Genomic DNA, 16,808 nt, shown 5'->3' on the forward strand with positions numbered 1-16,808 from the left:
ATTTAAAAATAAAATATAAAATAGTTTTATAATGAGTATTGCATGATTTTAAAATACATGTTTATTATAAATATAAATAAGGTTGGAGATATTAAAGTGTTCAAAAAAGTTTTGGTTATTGCATTAATGGGGATGTCTTCTTTTACATTTGCTGGTAACTGGCAAGTAAAATTTGGTGGTAGTGTTATCGCGCCATCAGACGAAACAACAACTCCTTTAGGTGTAGTGAAAGCAGATCATGAATATGCATTTACGCCATCAGTAGAATACTTTTTTGGCCAATCTCCATTTTCGGCAGAGTTATTGTTAGCAGCACCTATTAATCATGACGTATTGTTAGATGGTAAAAATGTAGCGCGTATTAAACAGTTACCACCAACGATTACTGCTAAATATCATTTTAAAAACTCGACACGTTTTACGCCATATATTGGTGTTGGTGCTACAGCATTTATTCCTTGGGATGAAGAAGGGGTAGCCGTAAAAGTTAAAGAGGATTTTGGTGTTGCAGGGCAAGTTGGTTTTAATTTCCAGCCTGCTGATGCTAAAAATTGGGGAGTATTTGTAGATGTACGTTATATGGATATTAGTCCGGAAGTAACAATTGATCCTGCAGTTGCTAATTATAAGTTTGATCTAGATATTAATCCATTTGTTTACACGTTGGGTTATAGCTATAAATTTTAAGCATAATAATAAATAGAACAATATAATAATAAACCTAGACTCAGGCACCTCACATATATTTTTATGTGAGGTTTTTTTATGAGTTTTATTTGCACTAAAAAAAGCATAAAACAGACAGTTTTCTACACATCTTATGCATATTTTTTTCTAAACTAATTTTTATTCATTACAAACAGGGAAATAAAATCATGAATAACAAATTAGCGCTTTGTTTAGCACTTTTTAGTGGTATAGCTTTCACACAAAATTTACAAGCTGCAAGTTTTTCATGTGATGCTGCAAAAACGAAAACAGAAAAGAGTATTTGTAAAAATCGTTCTTTAAATGATGCAGATGTAAAAATGGCTACAACCTATCAAATTGTTCTGCATGCATTGCCGATGGGTGGGCGCGATAGCCAAAAAGATGCTCAACAGCAATGGCTGAAAAAAAGAAATGCTTGTGCTGCTGGTGTAAGTTGTATTAGCAAAGCTTATCAGCAACGCCAAAAACAGTTAGATACGATATTACAAGATAGAGTATTAAGTCATGGGCCGTTCTAATTAGAAAAAATTTTTAATATTCAGGATTGAAAAATTCTAGAAGTACTCCATTCATAAAGCATTCGAGAACAAACAGACTTCAAAATTTAAGGAGTGATTTATGAGTGAACAAGCATCACAAAATTATAGTTTCCAAGCGGAAGTTGCACAGCTTTTACATTTAGTGACGCATTCTCTCTATTCTAACCCTGAGATTTTCTTACGCGAGCTTATCTCTAATGCATCAGATGCATGTGATAAGTTGCGCTTTGAAGGAATTAATCATCCTGAATATTATGAAAATGATCCAGATTTACATGTACGTGTCATTTTAAATAAAGAAGATAAAACGTTAACAATTTCTGATAACGGGATTGGCCTAAACCAGCAGGAAGCGATTGATAACTTAGGTACGATTGCAAAATCGGGTACTAAAGATTTCATGTCAAAATTGACTGGTGATCAAAAAGCAGATGCTCAGTTGATTGGTCAATTTGGTGTTGGTTTTTACTCTGGTTTTATTGTTGCCGATAAAATTACAGTGGAATCACGCCGTGCAGGTCTAGATGCATCTGAAGGGGTGCGTTGGATTAGCAGTGGTACGGGTGAGTTTGAAGTTCAGCAAATTGATAAAGCTTCCCGTGGTACCGATATCATTCTTCACTTGCGTGATGATGCGCTTGATTATTTAGAATCTTATAAAGTTAAGCAGATTATTAATAAATACTCTGACCACATTAGTTTGCCAATTGAAATGCAAAAAGAAGTTTGGCAAGAGGAAGAGGCGGCTGAAGGCGAAGAGTCTAAAGGCGGTCAAATGGTCAAGACTGGCGAGTGGGAAGCGATTAACTCAGCCAGTGCTTTATGGACACGTAACAAGAGCGAAGTGACTGAAGAGCAGTACGTTGAGTTCTATAAAAACTTAACGCATGACTTTGAAGCCCCACTGGCTTGGGCCCATAACCGTGTTGAAGGTAGTACTGAATATACACAGTTACTTTATATTCCAAGTAAAGCACCGCATGACATTTTTACTCGTGAAGCAAAAGCGGGCATTAAGCTTTATGTAAAACGCGTGTTCATTATGGACGATGCAGATAATTTAATTCCAAATTATCTACGTTTTGTTCAAGGTGTGGTGGATAGTGCTGACTTACCGCTCAATGTAAGCCGTGAGTTGCTACAAGAAAGCCGTGATGTAAAAACGATTCGTGAAGGTAATGCACGCCGTGTGTTAACTGTGCTTGATGGTTTGGCTAAATCGGAAGATGAAAAAGACCAAGAAAAATTTAAGACATTCTACAGTGAGTTTGGCTCAGTCATTAAAGAAGGCTTGGGCGAAGACTTTGGTAACCGCGAACGTATTTTAAAATTATTACGTTATGCGACTTCAACAAATGATGAAGTGACGACTTCTTTCGCTGACTATAAGGCACGTATGAAAGAGGGCCAAAAAGCCATCTATTATGTGACTGCCGATAGTTTAGCAGCAGCGAAAAACTCACCACAGCTTGAGTTGTTCAAGAAAAAAGGCATTGAAGTACTGTTAATGGCAGAGCGTGTGGACGAATGGGCAATGAACTTTGTTCAAGAGTTTGAAGGTACGCCATTAAAGAATGTTTCTAAAGGTGCGGTTGACTTAGGTGACTTGCAAGATGCTGAAGAGAAAAAGGCACTTGAGCAAGCAGCTGAACAGTTCAAACCTGTTGTTGATAAGCTAAGTGATTCATTGAAAGCGAAAACCAAAGAAGTACGCGTAACTACGCGTCTGGTCGATTCTCCTGCGTGTTTAGTGACAAGTGAAGGTGAGTTATCACCTCAACTCATCCGTATGTTAAAACAAGCGGGGCAAGAAGTTCCTGAAATTAAGCCAATTTTAGAAATTAACCCTGAACATCCATTAGTGAAAAAACTTGAAGGTTCAGAACATTTTGATGACTTGGCAAATGTGATTTTCGATCAGGCTGTTATTGCTGAAGGTGGTTTACCAGAAGATCCGGCAGCTTATGTAAAACGTATTAATAGCTTATTGCTGAAATAATTCGGCGTAAAAAAAGCCTCTGAACCGTCAGGGGCTTTTTTGTGGATAAAGAAAGAGTTATCCACAATTTGATAATTTTTGGCTAAAAATTAGCTTCTAGATTCATTTGAACGCTGAGTTGATGTTTCGGATCGTCATCAATATGGTTAAAAAAATTAAGATCATTTTGCATAAAAAGCCAATTTCGCCACACAGGCTGGCGCCATGAAATATAAGGTCCCCAGCTATTTAGTCGCATATCATTTTTGGTATATACGCCACCACTATAAACACCGTAAGTCAGACTATTATCTTTTACAAACTCAAACTATTGAAAAGTCCAGTTTCCCCAATTGTAATCTTCATTCTCGCTCTTGTTTACATTAAATTTATTGGAAAACAGTGTGTTGTCTTGCACCTTTTGCGTTAAGTTTAGGGTGGTTTCGGTGTAGTTTCGGCTGGTTGAACCGTAGCGAAATACTTGTTCTGTATCCAAACTAAAGTTATGTCTTAAATTCCATTTTTTCTTTGCCAAAAATTGTACATAAACATCGTTTTCTGAGTTTGAGCCTAGGTCAAGATTATTTTCAAAAGGCATCCAGGTTGAAATGGTAGTCCAGCTTGCACTGAGTGGATTTGTTAAAGTAGCTTGATTCGATGAAGCCTTCTTCTTTTTTTTGCCTAAGGCTTTATAAGGATGTTCAGACTGCGCACGCTTCCATAACGTATCATTTCCAAATACCGCCATAAGCTCTTGAATTAAAGCTACATCGGGTAAAGCATTATTTGTCTCTATTTCACAAGGAGAGAGTGCAAATGGCAGAGATTGTCTGTTTGCTTTGTTGAGTTGGTTGGACGAGTAGGAATGTCGTCTTGAACGTTGGTGCTTTAAAGAAGTATAAAAAAATTGAGTATGCGGAAGTAAAGCCAATACGCCCAAACTATAAATACAAACTAACGCAGCCGATCTGTATTGAAATGAAAAAGGAGAGAATTGATTCATCGTTCAAAAAATAAAGAATCAAAAATTAGAATAAAATTTTAAGAGACTAAGCTTAAATTTTTATTTAAAAGTATTTTATTATTCATCACCTTGGATGAAGGTTCCAAGGTGATGTTTGGCAGCTTAAAAAAGAGCCTCTAAACGCAAGAATGTGCTGACAAAATGGTTGCGATCTTCGCGTTGGTCATTAAAGTAATTTACATCTCCTTGAACAAAGAACCATTCACGTAAAACGGGTTGGCGCCATGAAACAAACGGCCCCCAACTGTTTAAACGTAAGTCACTGTCGTTGTAATAACCACTTGTATAAATACCATAGTTAAAACGGTTGTTTGCAAAGAAACTATGCTCGCGGAAAGTCCGGTTTTCCCAAGCTAGATCATCGTCTTGGTCATCGGCATAGGTTAAGCTGAACTGATTCGATAAAAACGGTTGGTTTGGTCTGGCATGTGTAAGCTCAAGATTAGTACGTAAGTAGTTTTCGCTGTCTATGCCGTAACGATAGATTTGCTCTGCATAGAATTTAAAATCATTACGTAATTGCCAATCTCTTGATGCTTTTAAACGAACGTAAATATCGTCTCCAGAACGAATACCTAAGTCTGCATCTGTTTCAAAAGGCAGTCTTTTAGAAAAATTTGACCAGCGTAAAGCAATGGAACTGTTGTCATCTCGAGTTTGCTTACCATCTAACTTCTTATTTGAATCTTGATTCGGGTTCTGGTTAATATTGGCTGGGCTATTATCAAATTCGTTATCTAAAGAGTCATCACCAAAGACCACGCTTAGACGTTTTTCTAGAGTAGGTAGCTTAATCCTACCTCGAATTCTGGGCTTAATTTCAAAATTGTCGTATTCATTCCAATAGTTATCGACCATTACACGGATGGTTGCTGTAGCAGGTTTCTGTGGGTCGACTTCACCAAACCAGTTATCAATTTTTTCAGAAGTACGATCGGCCCAATGACGAATATTCTTTTGTTTACGGTCAACCCATGTTTGATCTTCTGTTTGTTCGGTAGGTGGAACAATCGGTTGATTAGACTGCTCTGGAAAAATGGTTGGGGTCGCATCTACCCAACGTGGGATCTGGTCTAATAGATTTTCATCTGTTGTAACTTCGGTTTGAACTCCAGATGACAAACCTTCTGCTTGCTGTTTTTGAGAGGAAGAGGTGGTTTCTGCATGAGTGATGCACACTGAACCGAATCCAATAGTTATAAGTGCAAAAAGCTGCCGATAAGGTATTACGTGAAATGTTTTCATATCTATCTTTATGTTTTGTTGTTGTTTTCAATTTTGTTGATTTTTCTAATAAAATCAAGAGGACGACACAAAAGTTAAGTAAATTTAACTTTTTTACGTATTTGAAATAATTTAAAGGGTTTAAGCTAGTGGCGATTATTTCTAACCAAAAAAAATCCCCCAATTAAGGGGGATGATAGATCAAGGAAACTTCAAATTCCGATCATTAAACACATAAAAAACAGAACATTACAGCGCGAATATTCTAAGCCGCAATGATAAACTGATTTTAAACAATTGGATAGTTCTTTTTTTAGAACGCTCTATTGCTAAAATGGTGATAAAACATACGATTTAATCACACTTTCAATTGTGCTGACTTATTTCTGTGGAATATCACATGATTCATCATTACAAACAGCCGCATCATCCTGCTCAACTTCTTCAGCATTTGCTTTGAGCTGTGCTTGCTCTAAGACTTTTAAAAAGACTTCACGTGGTTGAGCACCTGCAAGTGCAATTCTTTGATCAAATACAAAAAATGGCACGCCAGTAACATTTAACTGCTCTTTCGCAATTTTTTCGTCATGACGAACAAAGTCAGATAGTTCATTTGTATCTAATACAAACTCAACTTCGGCATTATCAAGGCCAATACGAGAAGCGATTTCTTCAACAACTTCACGTTCGCCAATCGCTAAACCTTCGGTCATATAAGCATGGAAAAAAGCTTCTTTTGCTTGGTTGCCTAGGCCTTTGCTTTGCGCAAGGTGGATAATACGGTGTGCATTAAAACTATTGCCAGAGTTAGCCTTTTGCCATTGGAAATCAATACTTTCAGAGGCAGCCATGGCCGCAATATTGCGCTCCATTTCTTCCATCTCTTCATAGGTACGGCCGTATTTTTTAGCCAAACGTTCTGTATTTGATGTGTCATGTTTTGCTGGCGCATCAGGATCTAATTCAAAACTATGCCAGTGAATTTCAAGCTCAATACCTGCTTCAGCAGCTACATGTTCAAGGCGTTTTTTGCCGATATAACAGAAAGGACAAACTACATCAGACCAGACATCAACACGCATGGGAGAATCTCATAAATTTTAATTACCCATCATAATAGGGATGATGTCCAAGGATTTAAAGCTTTGAATAGCGAATAGAGTGTTGCGTATTGTGAAATAAATGGCATATAAAGAAGATATAAGCTCTATTTCATAACTATAAAGAGCAAAACTATAAGAAGGGAAATAGGAGGTGTGTATGCGCCGAGTTTTGATTGCAATTGCAAGTCTGGTTGTTATCACGAGTATTATTTTTTTCACCTATCAACACATAAAACAGCAACAGGCCAAAGACAGTAGCCAAATGTTTGATGTGGTCATGACTGAAAAAATGAACCAGCTTTATGACCAAGCACAAGACTGGTCTAAACCCGTCCAGCTCGATATTCACGATAAACGGTTGGCAGGACACTATAAACAAATTTCAGAATTTCTTTTAAGTTATTGGATTCAAAATATAAATGCACGTAATGAATATTTAAGAGAGTTAAAGGCGGCAAAATGGGATACTTTTTTAAATGTTGATCGTTTAGATATTGATAAAAAACAGAAGTATGTAGAAACAGAAAAAATGTTAATCGATGTTCGTACAGCTTCAGATAAATATCAAACTCAATATGAAAAAATTCATAAAACCTTTTTAACGAAGGTTCAGGAATTATCTGTAGATGCAGAGATGAGACAACTGCTTGAAATGAAATTAGGTACTCAACAAAAAGCTGATAAAGATCATGCAATTTTTATGATTGAACTGCAAATTTTAGATAAAGCAGAAGAAATGTTTAAACTTCTAAAAAATTATGAATGGCAAAAGAAAGACCAAATGATTCTTTTTCATGAAAATGCTCAGGTCAAAAAGTTTAACCAGCTTTATCAAGATGTTTTAAAGCTGAATGCAAAAATTGAAAAAATTAAGAAAAGAAATGTAGCTGCATTAGAAGGAGAATTAAAAGAATAAATTGAACGTGAGCATCAAAATTTATGGATTGGTGCTCTCAGCTTTTCCTTTAGTTAAAAAAGATTGTAATAAACTTTGAGAAGTTTGTAGTTTGATTAACTGCTCGGACACGTGCATGAGCTCAGTTTGTAGCTTTTCTTGAACCACTGAACATAGCGTAAATACGCGTTCATCTAAATCAAAACAAGGCAACAAAGCCTGAATGTCTTTTAGATTCATTCCTGCATCATTTAATATTTTAATTTTCTTAATATTTTCAATATCTTTTTGCGTATAACTTCGATAGTTATTACTCGCCCGATGAGGCTGTATAAGCCCTAAACTCTCATAATAACGCAGCATACGAGGGCTTACTTTTGTAAGCTCGGCAACTTTTGCAAGATTCATAAATAGGTGTTGACCTTAACAGTAGTGTCATAGTTTAGCATATTTGTATCTTGCAAAATGGTACTTGTTCCATGGTCAGAAAACTCATTTTATTAGTGTTATTCGGATTAATTTCATTCGTTGCAAATACCAAAACAATTGAACTTCAGGAGAACAACATGCGTCAAATATTTGTGCTTCATGGTTACTCTGCTTCTATAGATGATCACTGGTTTTTAGATTTAAAACATCAAATAGAAGACGAACATACAACGGTTACCTTAATTCCATTTCCAGACTCGGAACATCCAGATGTGGAAGCATGGCAGAAGGTTTTAGACCAACATATCCCTGTTGTAAATGAAAATACCTACTTTGTTGCACACAGTTTAGGTGTGATTACTTTGCTGCACTTTCTGCAAAGACATGATTATCAAAAGATTGGTGGAATGATTTTAGTATCTGGATTTTCTGGACCTATTTCAGATTTTTCTCCACTCGATGCTTATATAACAAAAAGCAAAGTCGATACGAGTTACTTTCATGACATAAAGAAAAAACTCGTTTATTTGTCTGATAATGATGATTTGGTTCCACCAAAACTTACGATTCAATTCGCTAAAGATATTGAGGCGCCGTACATTACAGTACCTAATGGCGGGCATTTTTTAGGTAGGGAAGGTTATACGAAGTTTCCGCAAGTAGTGAATTCTTTAAAAGAGATGTTAGGGAAATAATAAAAATCCCCGTATTGATCGGGGATTTTACTTTTTGAAAGCTCATTGTTTTTCAGGGAGAGTTTATTAAGGCTGATAAAGGACACCCAATATTTTAGAAGGTAATGCAATTACATCGAAAGTTAAGGCAAAAGGAAGTAATGGCAAGTTTGCTAACTTCTCTTTAGTTGATAAGGGCACTTTTCCGCTTTTATCGTGAAGATATTTGATTCTGACGTGATATGGCTTAGATAAAGGGGTTATTGTTTTAAGATTGTTTACAGGAGGATAAACAGTTCCTTCAAGATTAAGATCAAATTTATGTGATTCTAACTTTTCTGTGCAGTTACACTGAACCACGCCATATTGTTTGAATAAAGTTAATTCCTTTTCATTCAGTTTTCCATTAGGTGGAGTGTAAGAAAATCTAATATGTCCGTTAAAATGGTTACTGTTGGAAGCAGGTGCAATAAAATCCAGATCATTACTTATTTGAATATATTGTGGATTTAGCTGACTAATTAATTGAATGAAATCGTTACCGCCTTTACTAATGACATAACTATATTTTTTACCTGCGATGACAATACTGTTCCCTGGTTCATTAGGGAGAGATATTGAGGGTTTTCCGAAAGCTATCACATCATCTTCAACTAAAGTGATCCATTCATGGCCTGACTCATATTTTGTAAATAGCTCTCGTGTACTTTCACCAATAACGTGATTACTCGTACAACCACTGAGAAATAAACTGACTAGCAGGCAGCTCATGAGAATGTTCTGATTTAATATTTTAAAGTTCATTATTTCTGTTGAATTCAATGGATTTATAAAAGTCTGACTATAAACAAAAGATCTTAATATTTAAATCTAGCAGTATGATCTGACTTAGTCACATTCAAGCTAATTTCTAAAATATTTTTATAAAGAACCTTACTATTACATTAAAATTTTTAATTATATTTACCGTTTATCTGAGCATTACTGAATCAAATTCGACTTTGTTGTAGCCTATTTATAAATACTTTTAATTTAATCATCATCTTTTAATTTGAATAGGGTGACTGATTTTTGGAGCAAGTTATGAACTTTCTAAAACAATCAGCTTTGATCGCTGCATTTGCTTTTATGGGGTTGCCGACTGTTCAAGCTGAAGAGGTTGCTACTTTGCCAACAATTCGCGTTATGGCTGAATCTGAGCTGCGTGAAGAGGTGGGATTTGTACCATATCAGGAAGATAAAAAAGTGCGTCAGGCTCTGCAACATCGTGAGTATAAAATTCATAATGATATACAGAATGCTTTAGTCCCTGAAGGCATGACTACGGTAGATTATCAGCCAGTTATGGCACAACCTGATTTGTCTCAACTTTCTCCATTCTTACAACAATACATTTTAGCGGTAGCAGGTGGAATACAGTCTTCTGATCCAACCAATGGTATCTTTGAAATGTTAAGAGATTTGAATATTAATCGAAGTAATGTCGATGCTTTTCGTGATGGGACAATGAAAGTGAATATTAATGACATTATAGATTTACAGAAGAAAATCGAAAATGGATTAGCTGGTCGATAAAAAATCCCCGCATTGAGCGGGGATTTTTTTATCTTGGTGTTAATTAAACACGTTCGATAATCGTTGCAATACCTTGACCAAGGCCGATGCACATGGTCGCAAGACCGATTTGAGTATCTTGTTGTTCCATTACGTTTAATAAAGTAGTGGTGATACGCGCACCGGAACAGCCTAGTGGGTGACCCAAAGCAATCGCACCACCATTTAAGTTAATAATGTCTTGCTTGTCATAAACACCTAAGCCTTTCATTACTGATAAGCCTTGAGCAGCAAATGCTTCGTTTAACTCGATAGTTTGAATATCAGCCATCGTTAAACCAGCACGTTTAAGCGCTTTTTGAGTTGCAGGAACTGGACCGTAACCCATGATTGCAGCGTCGCAACCTGCAACTGCCATAGAGCGAATCACAGCGCGTGGTTTTAAACCTAACGCTTGTGCGCGCTCAGCAGACATAAGTAACATTGCAGAAGCGCCATCAGATAAAGCTGAAGATGTAGCTGCAGTTACAGTACCGCCTTTTGGATCGAATACAGGACGTAATGCTTTGAACGATTCAAGGTTTGCATCAGGACGAATCACTTCATCGATGTCGCAAAGGATTTTAAAACCATTTACATCATGACCTTCAACACCAACGATTTCGTTTTTGAAACGACCTTCTTGTGTTGCAGCCCAAGCACGGCGGTGAGATTCAACACCAAAAGCATCTTGTTCTTCACGACCAATGCCATTCATGCGACCTAACATTTCAGCAGTTAAGCCCATCATGTTAGATGCTTTAGCGTAGTGTTTAGATGCTTCTGGGTTTAGGTCGATGCCATGCATCATACCTACGTGGCCCATGTGCTCTACACCACCAATAATGAAAATATCACCTTGGTTGGTTGCAATCTGTGCAGCAGCAGTATGAAGCGCTTGCATAGATGAACCACAAAGACGGTTTACCGTTTGACCTGCCACAGTTTTTGGTAGGTCAGCCAATAAGCCGATGTTACGTCCAATATTCATACCTTGCTCTAGAGTCTGGTTTACACAGCCCCAGATCAGATCTTCAACTTCATTGGTATCAAACTGGTTACGAGCAACGAGTGCACGAACTAATTCAGCAGATAAGCTGTCAGCACGTACATTGCGGAACATACCGTTTTTGGTTTTACCCATTGCAGAACGTACGCCATCAACGATGACAACGTCACGTGGATTTAAAGTAGCCATTCACGTTGCTCCTTAACCGTAGAATTTTTTGTTGTTAGCAGCCATGTCACGCAACATTTGTGGCGCTTCATAAGCCTTACCTAAGTGTGCATATTTGTCGCAAAGCGCAACATATTCAGCAACACCTGTCTGGTCGATATAACGACATGGACCACCACGGAATGGAGGGAAACCTACACCCATAATCATTGCCATGTCTGCTTCAGCAGCAGTTGCAACAATGTTGTCTTCTAAGCAACGAACTGTTTCGTTACAGAAAGCCAGCATCATGCGGTCAATGATTTCTTGGTTATCAAACTCGCGTTTTTCACCTGTTACGAAAGGAGCAATGATTTCATACGCTGTTGGATCAACAGTTTTTGCTTTCTTGCCTTTCTTGTCGAGTTCGTATTTGTAGAAACCAACGTCATTCTTTTGACCAAGACGTTTAGCTTCGTACATTGCTTGGATTGAACCTTTGTAGTCTGGCTTCATGCGGTCTGGGAAACCTTCAGCCATTACTTCTGCACCATGTACACCAGTGTCAATACCTACAACATCGATGAGGTAAGCAGGACCCATTGGCCAGCCAAACTTCGACATCACATTGTCGACTTGCTGGAAGTCTGCGCCGTCTTTTACAAGAAGGTCAAATGCACCAAAGTAAGGGAACAATACGCGGTTAACCAAGAACCCTGGGCAGTCGTTTACAACGATTGGTGTTTTACCCATTTTTTGAGCGAGAACAACAGTTGTTGCAATTGCTTCTTCAGAAGTCTTTTCACCACGAATCACTTCTACAAGCGGCATCATGTGAACTGGGTTGAAGAAGTGCATACCAACGAAGTTTTCAGGGCGTTGTAATGCTTTCGCCAAACGTGTAATTGAAATTGTAGACGTGTTAGACGCAATAATCGTGTTTTCACGAATATGCTTTTCAGTGTCAGCAAGAACGATTTCTTTAACTTTTGGATTTTCGGTAACTGCTTCGATCACGATGTCGACTTCTTTAAACTCATCGTAGCTTAAAGTAGGACGGATACGGGCAAGCGTTTCACCCATTTGCACAGGTTTCATTTTCTTACGTTCAACTTGTTTAGTTAACAAGCTGTTCGCTTCTGACATACCTAGTGCAAGTTGAGGATTACCAATATCTTTCATGATAATTGGTGTGCCTTTGCTTGCCGCTTGGTAAGCAATACCACCACCCATGATACCAGCACCAAGTACAGCTGCTTGATTTACAGGGTGAGCACCTTTTTCATGTTTCTTAGCAGTTTTCTTAACAATTTGGTCATTGAGGAATAAACCAATCAATGCACCAGCTTGTGGAGTAATTGCTGCTTTAGCAAAACCTTCAGCTTCAGCTTTTAATGCTTCGTCACGCGCAAGGCTTGCACCCGCTTGTAATGAGTCAAGTAATAATTTTGGAGCAGGGTATTGAGCCGGATTCGCTTTAGCAAGTACAGCACCTTTTGCTGTGTTGAACGCCATCATTTGTTCAAGCGGGTTCAATTTTATAGCATCAAGTTTTTCTTGACGTTTTGCTTTCCAGTTCAAACGACCAGAAATTGCTTGTTTAGCTAAGTCTGTTGCAGCTTCAAGTAATTTATCAGCAGCTACAACCGCATCTACAGCACCATCTTTTAGTGCAGCAGCCGGTTTTTTAGGAGCAGCCATCGCCATCCATTCAACCGCGTTGTCGATACCGATAACACGGCTTAGACGTACGCTACCACCAAAACCTGGGTAAATACCAAGTTTGATTTCTGGCAAGCCAACCTGTGCAGTTTCTGACATCACTCGATAGTCACACACCAAACACATTTCAAAACCGCCACCTAACGCCATACCGTTAATAGCAACAACTTTTGGAATGTCTAAATCTTCAAAGCTATTGAAGATTTCGTGAACAGGCATAAGCCAGTCAACAATCGCTTTTTCACCTTGAGCGAAATTTTCACCAAACTCGGTAATGTCTGCCCCAACAATAAATGTTGATTTGCCTGAGGTAACAACTAAGCCTTTAATATCATTATTTGCTTTTACCGCAGCAATAGCAGCTTGGAAATCTTCAATTGTTGCACGGTTAAATTTATTGACCGACTCACCTTGTAAGTCAAAGCGGAATTCTGCAATTCCGTCCGAAAGCATTTGGACGGTAATGGCATTGCCAGCGTGGATCATGCCTGATCTCCTTGGTTTTGGAGGACTTCTAAGTTGATGTTATGAAGCGTGTGTACAGCTTCGGTACACATTTATGCTTCGCTAATCTTACGATAACTATATCTAAAAAAAACCTGACAAGTTGTATCAAGCCGTGACGCAAGGGTCATCTTATTTTTTATTTAATTCATCTCTAGTAAATGCATAAAAGAAATCATAAAGATAGGTGTAAAACAAAGTCATTTGTTTTAATTTAATTTTTTCTTTATAACGCATTGGAATTATCAAATTTTTATATAAAAACGATTAAGTTTTAAAGCTTAACTTTTTGTCAAAAAAGTCAATTGTCCAAGTCATAGCCTATAAAAGAAAATAGGAATATGCATAAATTTTAAGTTCTTAAAGTTATGGAAAAATAACGTATATTTATTTTTTTTATTTAAAGTATGTCCTCTATCATTTGACTTAATTTTTTTACATTGGCTTTTTATAAGTCAATTTTGTTAAAATTTGCGCCAATTAAATAAACCTCCGGTTTCTATTGCCTTAAATATAAGGTGAAGTTGCCCCAATCTTTTAAAAGAGTAGCAATATGATTAAGTGGATCATATTAGCGATTTTTGTGATATCAGCATTGTATATCCAACATCGCGGCAAAGTGCGTCACTCGTTTTATCGTCAATTTTTTGACCATTCAACCCTGCTCGCACCGATTAACTTTTTAATGTACATCTTTTCAAAGGTGCCGAATCAGCCTTATATCGACACTCAGCATTTTAAAGATTTAAAAGTGTTGGACGAAAATTGGGAAATGATTCGTGATGAAGCAAAAGCTTTATATGATCAAGGTGGGATTAAAGCATCGAGTACTTATAACGACTTAGGTTTTAACTCGTTCTTTAAAACAGGTTGGAAGCGTTTTTATTTAAAATGGTACGAATCAAGTCATCCATCTGCTGCCGAGCTTTGTCCGAAAACTACGGCTCTTCTTAAAACATTGCCGACAATTAAAGCAGCAATGTTTACTGAGCTTGCACCCGATAGCCGTTTGGTAAGACACCGTGACCCATATGCTGGTTCATTGCGTTATCACTTGGGTTTAATTACGCCAAATGATGACCGTTGTTTTATTGACGTCGATGGCGAAAGATACTCTTGGCGTGATGGTCAAAGTGTAGTGTTTGATGAAACGTATATTCATTATGCTGAAAATAAGACTGACCAAAACCGTATCATTTTCTTTGCCGATGTTGAGCGGCCAATGAAAGTGAAGTGGATGGAACGTTTCAACCATTGGTTTGGTCGTAGTGTGATGACCGCGGCAAGTTCACCGAATGAAACAGGTGATCAAACAGGTGGTTTAAATAAAGCGTTTGGTTATGTCTACCAAATTCGTATTAAAGCCAAAGCATTAAAAGCCAAAAATCGTAAGTTATATTACTTTTTAAAATGGTTCCTGATGCTTGGGATTTTCTTCCTAATTTTTGTTCGACCATATGTATTTTAATTAAAGCGCCCGAAAGGGCGTTTTTTGTTTTTAAATAATAATTTCTAGTTCACGTTATATCTTACTAGAAAACTGCTTTTATTTGGGTTTTTAAAGCTAACTCTATGAGGATTAATCTAGCTTCTAAAAAAAACTATAAAAAATCATTTATTGCAGGATTAGTTTGTTTTTAACAATGATATTCATCATGCATCATTTATTGCGTATTGAATGATCTTAAATACAAGGTTTTGATTATTTAAAGAGTCATCTAAGTCTTCTATTAACTCTTTGATAATAAATACTTCAAGAAAATAGCTGTAGCACTTATCCTTGATAATAACCTCCATCTTTTCATCGTCTGATAGAGCAATTGCTTTGGATGTAATATCCCAAGGTTGTTCAGCATAGATGGTGTGCTTATCAGAAATATGTTCAATATTTGATATCATTTCTTGTAAGGACATGGGATATTTCAATGGAATTTAACCTGCTAGTCTAATTACCACAAAACTTTTATAAAGGTTCGTGATGTTAATGATTAAGTTTTAATATTGAAGGTTTTTAGATTAATTTAGCATGAAAATTTTAGTTCTCTTTTCTAAAAGAAAAATGACTATGAAATAATTTAGGGGAAAAGATGATAATAGTGAGTCATCTTATCCAACTAGATGATTTTTAGTTAGTCTGATATTAAGTTTTATAGAATAATTCTTAATAAAACTATAGTACCTCTCATCTGAATTATTTAATTTTTACATTGCCAAAAAGAGCAAATTATTGATAATAAAGATTACATTATATTAATAATTTAGGAACATAATGAAAAAGTTAATACTTTCATGTTTATGTATATTAAGCCTTTCGGCATGTAATGATGAGACAGAGGAACAAGGTGAGAGACTTGTTGGTTTTTCTGCGAGTCAGATCGCTGGAAATCCAATGATTGAGAAGAAAAATTATAAGATTCAGGATAATAAGATTTATATAAGTTATCCTGATAATCATCCATTAGGTTATGAACTTAGTCAGCATTATTTCACTGATCAGGGAGTGACCTTAGATCCGATTAAAACAACTGATGGCACATGGTATTTGTTAGGTTCTCAAGTCCAGTTTTCTGATACAGCTTTAAACTATCAGCCAGCCAACTTAGTGAAAGGTGATAATTTATTTTTAAATCAAGATTTAGTTAAAATTGATATTTCAGGTCAACCAGTGACTAAATATTTAGGCCAGTGGATTTATGAATCATTGCCACTTAGTCAGCAAGGCTTTTTTGAAGATTATTACAATGCATTATTACAGCAAAATGTAGCTAATTTTCCTAAGGGTTCAACCTGTTGGATGATTAATAAAACCTACAGCAATAAAGATTATATTGGGTTCTCTAGTGACGGTACTACGCCTTTGTATGTAGATTCAAATCGTACTGCACCTGCAATGGGAACATGGCAAGGCATTAGTTGGTCGCGCGATGAGTTATTATTAGCAATGAAATTTACAATAAACGATACCGAATATTCTGGGCAATATCATCATCAATCTGGTGTGGACGAATATGTTCCACCTTATGCCGGTAAATATTGTGACTTTGTCACTGAAAATGCTGCGGATGCTATGATTAAGACTTGGAAAGGTGAATCTTTAACCCAGTAATTATAGATAAATGAATAGTTTTATTACGCCCGAAAGGGCGTTTTTTTATGCTGTACAGTATTTAATGAATTTTGTGATCCACTTCACAGTGCTGGCAATTTGTTACAACTATTAAAAACTAATGAGCAATTTTGATTCTACAATGGCGCG

General features: G+C 36.8%; 15 protein-coding genes and 1 pseudogene. 8 read left to right on the plus strand and 8 right to left on the minus strand.

The genetic code is table 11. The annotated features are described in order from the left end of the window. The first annotated feature begins 96 nt into the window (after positions 1-96). From MSG66_RS04840 to htpG, 3 genes are all read left to right on the plus strand, one after another. Positions 97-687, plus strand: coding sequence for an OmpW/AlkL family protein (locus tag MSG66_RS04840; RefSeq protein ID WP_324652671.1), 591 nt, complete (start codon positions 97-99; stop codon positions 685-687). Positions 688-875: 188 nt separating this feature from the next. Then, the gene (locus tag MSG66_RS04845) at positions 876-1,229 is read left to right on the plus strand and encodes a lysozyme inhibitor LprI family protein (RefSeq protein ID WP_042894431.1); all 354 of its coding nucleotides are present in this window, start codon (positions 876-878) and stop codon (positions 1,227-1,229) included. Positions 1,230-1,329: 100 nt separating this feature from the next. Further along, complete coding sequence (gene htpG, locus MSG66_RS04850; RefSeq protein WP_324652673.1) at positions 1,330-3,249, plus strand: molecular chaperone HtpG; 1,920 nt, start codon at positions 1,330-1,332, stop codon at positions 3,247-3,249. Between the two features lie 82 nt (positions 3,250-3,331). Here htpG and MSG66_RS04855 read toward each other — a convergent pair. From MSG66_RS04855 to MSG66_RS04865, 3 genes and pseudogenes are all read right to left on the minus strand, one after another. Further along, positions 3,332-4,231 (minus strand): annotated as a pseudogene (locus tag MSG66_RS04855) (selenocysteine synthase). Positions 4,232-4,354: 123 nt separating this feature from the next. Continuing rightward, positions 4,355-5,497, minus strand: a complete 1,143-nt coding sequence (locus MSG66_RS04860; protein ID WP_133975709.1) for a hypothetical protein — start codon at positions 5,495-5,497, stop codon at positions 4,355-4,357. 359 nt (positions 5,498-5,856) lie between these two features. Beyond that, complete coding sequence (locus MSG66_RS04865) at positions 5,857-6,558, minus strand: DsbA family oxidoreductase (RefSeq protein WP_324652674.1); 702 nt, start codon at positions 6,556-6,558, stop codon at positions 5,857-5,859. Between the two features lie 178 nt (positions 6,559-6,736). Between MSG66_RS04865 and MSG66_RS04870 the strand changes: the two genes are divergently transcribed. Next, positions 6,737-7,495: a hypothetical protein gene (locus MSG66_RS04870; RefSeq protein ID WP_262474560.1), complete on the plus strand. Its 759-nt coding sequence runs from the start codon at positions 6,737-6,739 to the stop codon at positions 7,493-7,495. Positions 7,496-7,516: 21 nt separating this feature from the next. Here the strand turns inward: MSG66_RS04870 and MSG66_RS04875 are convergent, their stop codons facing one another. After that, complete coding sequence (locus MSG66_RS04875) at positions 7,517-7,882, minus strand: MerR family transcriptional regulator (RefSeq protein WP_324652677.1); 366 nt, start codon at positions 7,880-7,882, stop codon at positions 7,517-7,519. A gap of 71 nt (positions 7,883-7,953) precedes the next feature. Between MSG66_RS04875 and MSG66_RS04880 the strand changes: the two genes are divergently transcribed. Continuing rightward, positions 7,954-8,598 carry an RBBP9/YdeN family alpha/beta hydrolase gene (locus tag MSG66_RS04880; protein ID WP_324652679.1) on the plus strand — a complete coding sequence of 215 codons (645 nt, stop codon included), beginning with the start codon at positions 7,954-7,956 and terminating at the stop codon, positions 8,596-8,598. A 66-nt stretch (positions 8,599-8,664) separates the two neighbouring features. On the opposite strand, the gene MSG66_RS04885 is transcribed toward MSG66_RS04880, so the two are convergent. Continuing rightward, complete coding sequence (locus tag MSG66_RS04885; protein ID WP_324652681.1) at positions 8,665-9,381, minus strand: hypothetical protein; 717 nt, start codon at positions 9,379-9,381, stop codon at positions 8,665-8,667. A 279-nt stretch (positions 9,382-9,660) separates the two neighbouring features. Between MSG66_RS04885 and MSG66_RS04890 the strand changes: the two genes are divergently transcribed. Continuing rightward, a complete protein-coding gene (locus tag MSG66_RS04890; RefSeq protein ID WP_324652683.1) occupies positions 9,661-10,152 on the plus strand; it encodes a hypothetical protein in 492 nt (163 codons plus the stop codon). Positions 10,153-10,195: 43 nt separating this feature from the next. Here the strand turns inward: MSG66_RS04890 and fadA are convergent, their stop codons facing one another. Together fadA and fadB are read right to left on the minus strand one after the other, a co-directional pair. After that, positions 10,196-11,368, minus strand: a complete 1,173-nt coding sequence (gene fadA / locus MSG66_RS04895) for an acetyl-CoA C-acyltransferase FadA (protein ID WP_324652684.1) — start codon at positions 11,366-11,368, stop codon at positions 10,196-10,198. A 12-nt stretch (positions 11,369-11,380) separates the two neighbouring features. After that, positions 11,381-13,534, minus strand: a complete 2,154-nt coding sequence (fadB, locus tag MSG66_RS04900) for a fatty acid oxidation complex subunit alpha FadB (protein ID WP_324652686.1) — start codon at positions 13,532-13,534, stop codon at positions 11,381-11,383. 571 nt (positions 13,535-14,105) lie between these two features. On the opposite strand from fadB, the gene lpxO reads away from it, so the two are divergent. Next, on the plus strand, positions 14,106-15,020 hold the full coding sequence (gene lpxO, locus MSG66_RS04905) for a lipid A hydroxylase LpxO (protein ID WP_003654540.1): 915 nt from the start codon (positions 14,106-14,108) through the stop codon (positions 15,018-15,020). 185 nt (positions 15,021-15,205) lie between these two features. On the opposite strand, the gene MSG66_RS04910 is transcribed toward lpxO, so the two are convergent. Continuing rightward, positions 15,206-15,466, minus strand: coding sequence for a hypothetical protein (locus tag MSG66_RS04910; protein WP_324652688.1), 261 nt, complete (start codon positions 15,464-15,466; stop codon positions 15,206-15,208). A gap of 355 nt (positions 15,467-15,821) precedes the next feature. On the opposite strand from MSG66_RS04910, the gene MSG66_RS04915 reads away from it, so the two are divergent. Beyond that, on the plus strand, positions 15,822-16,658 hold the full coding sequence (locus MSG66_RS04915; RefSeq protein ID WP_324652690.1) for a hypothetical protein: 837 nt from the start codon (positions 15,822-15,824) through the stop codon (positions 16,656-16,658). Positions 16,659-16,808 lie beyond the last annotated feature (150 nt).

The organism is Acinetobacter sp. IK31, from assembly GCF_035615195.1.
GTDB classification, from domain to species: Bacteria; Pseudomonadota; Gammaproteobacteria; order Pseudomonadales; family Moraxellaceae; genus Acinetobacter; species Acinetobacter calcoaceticus_C.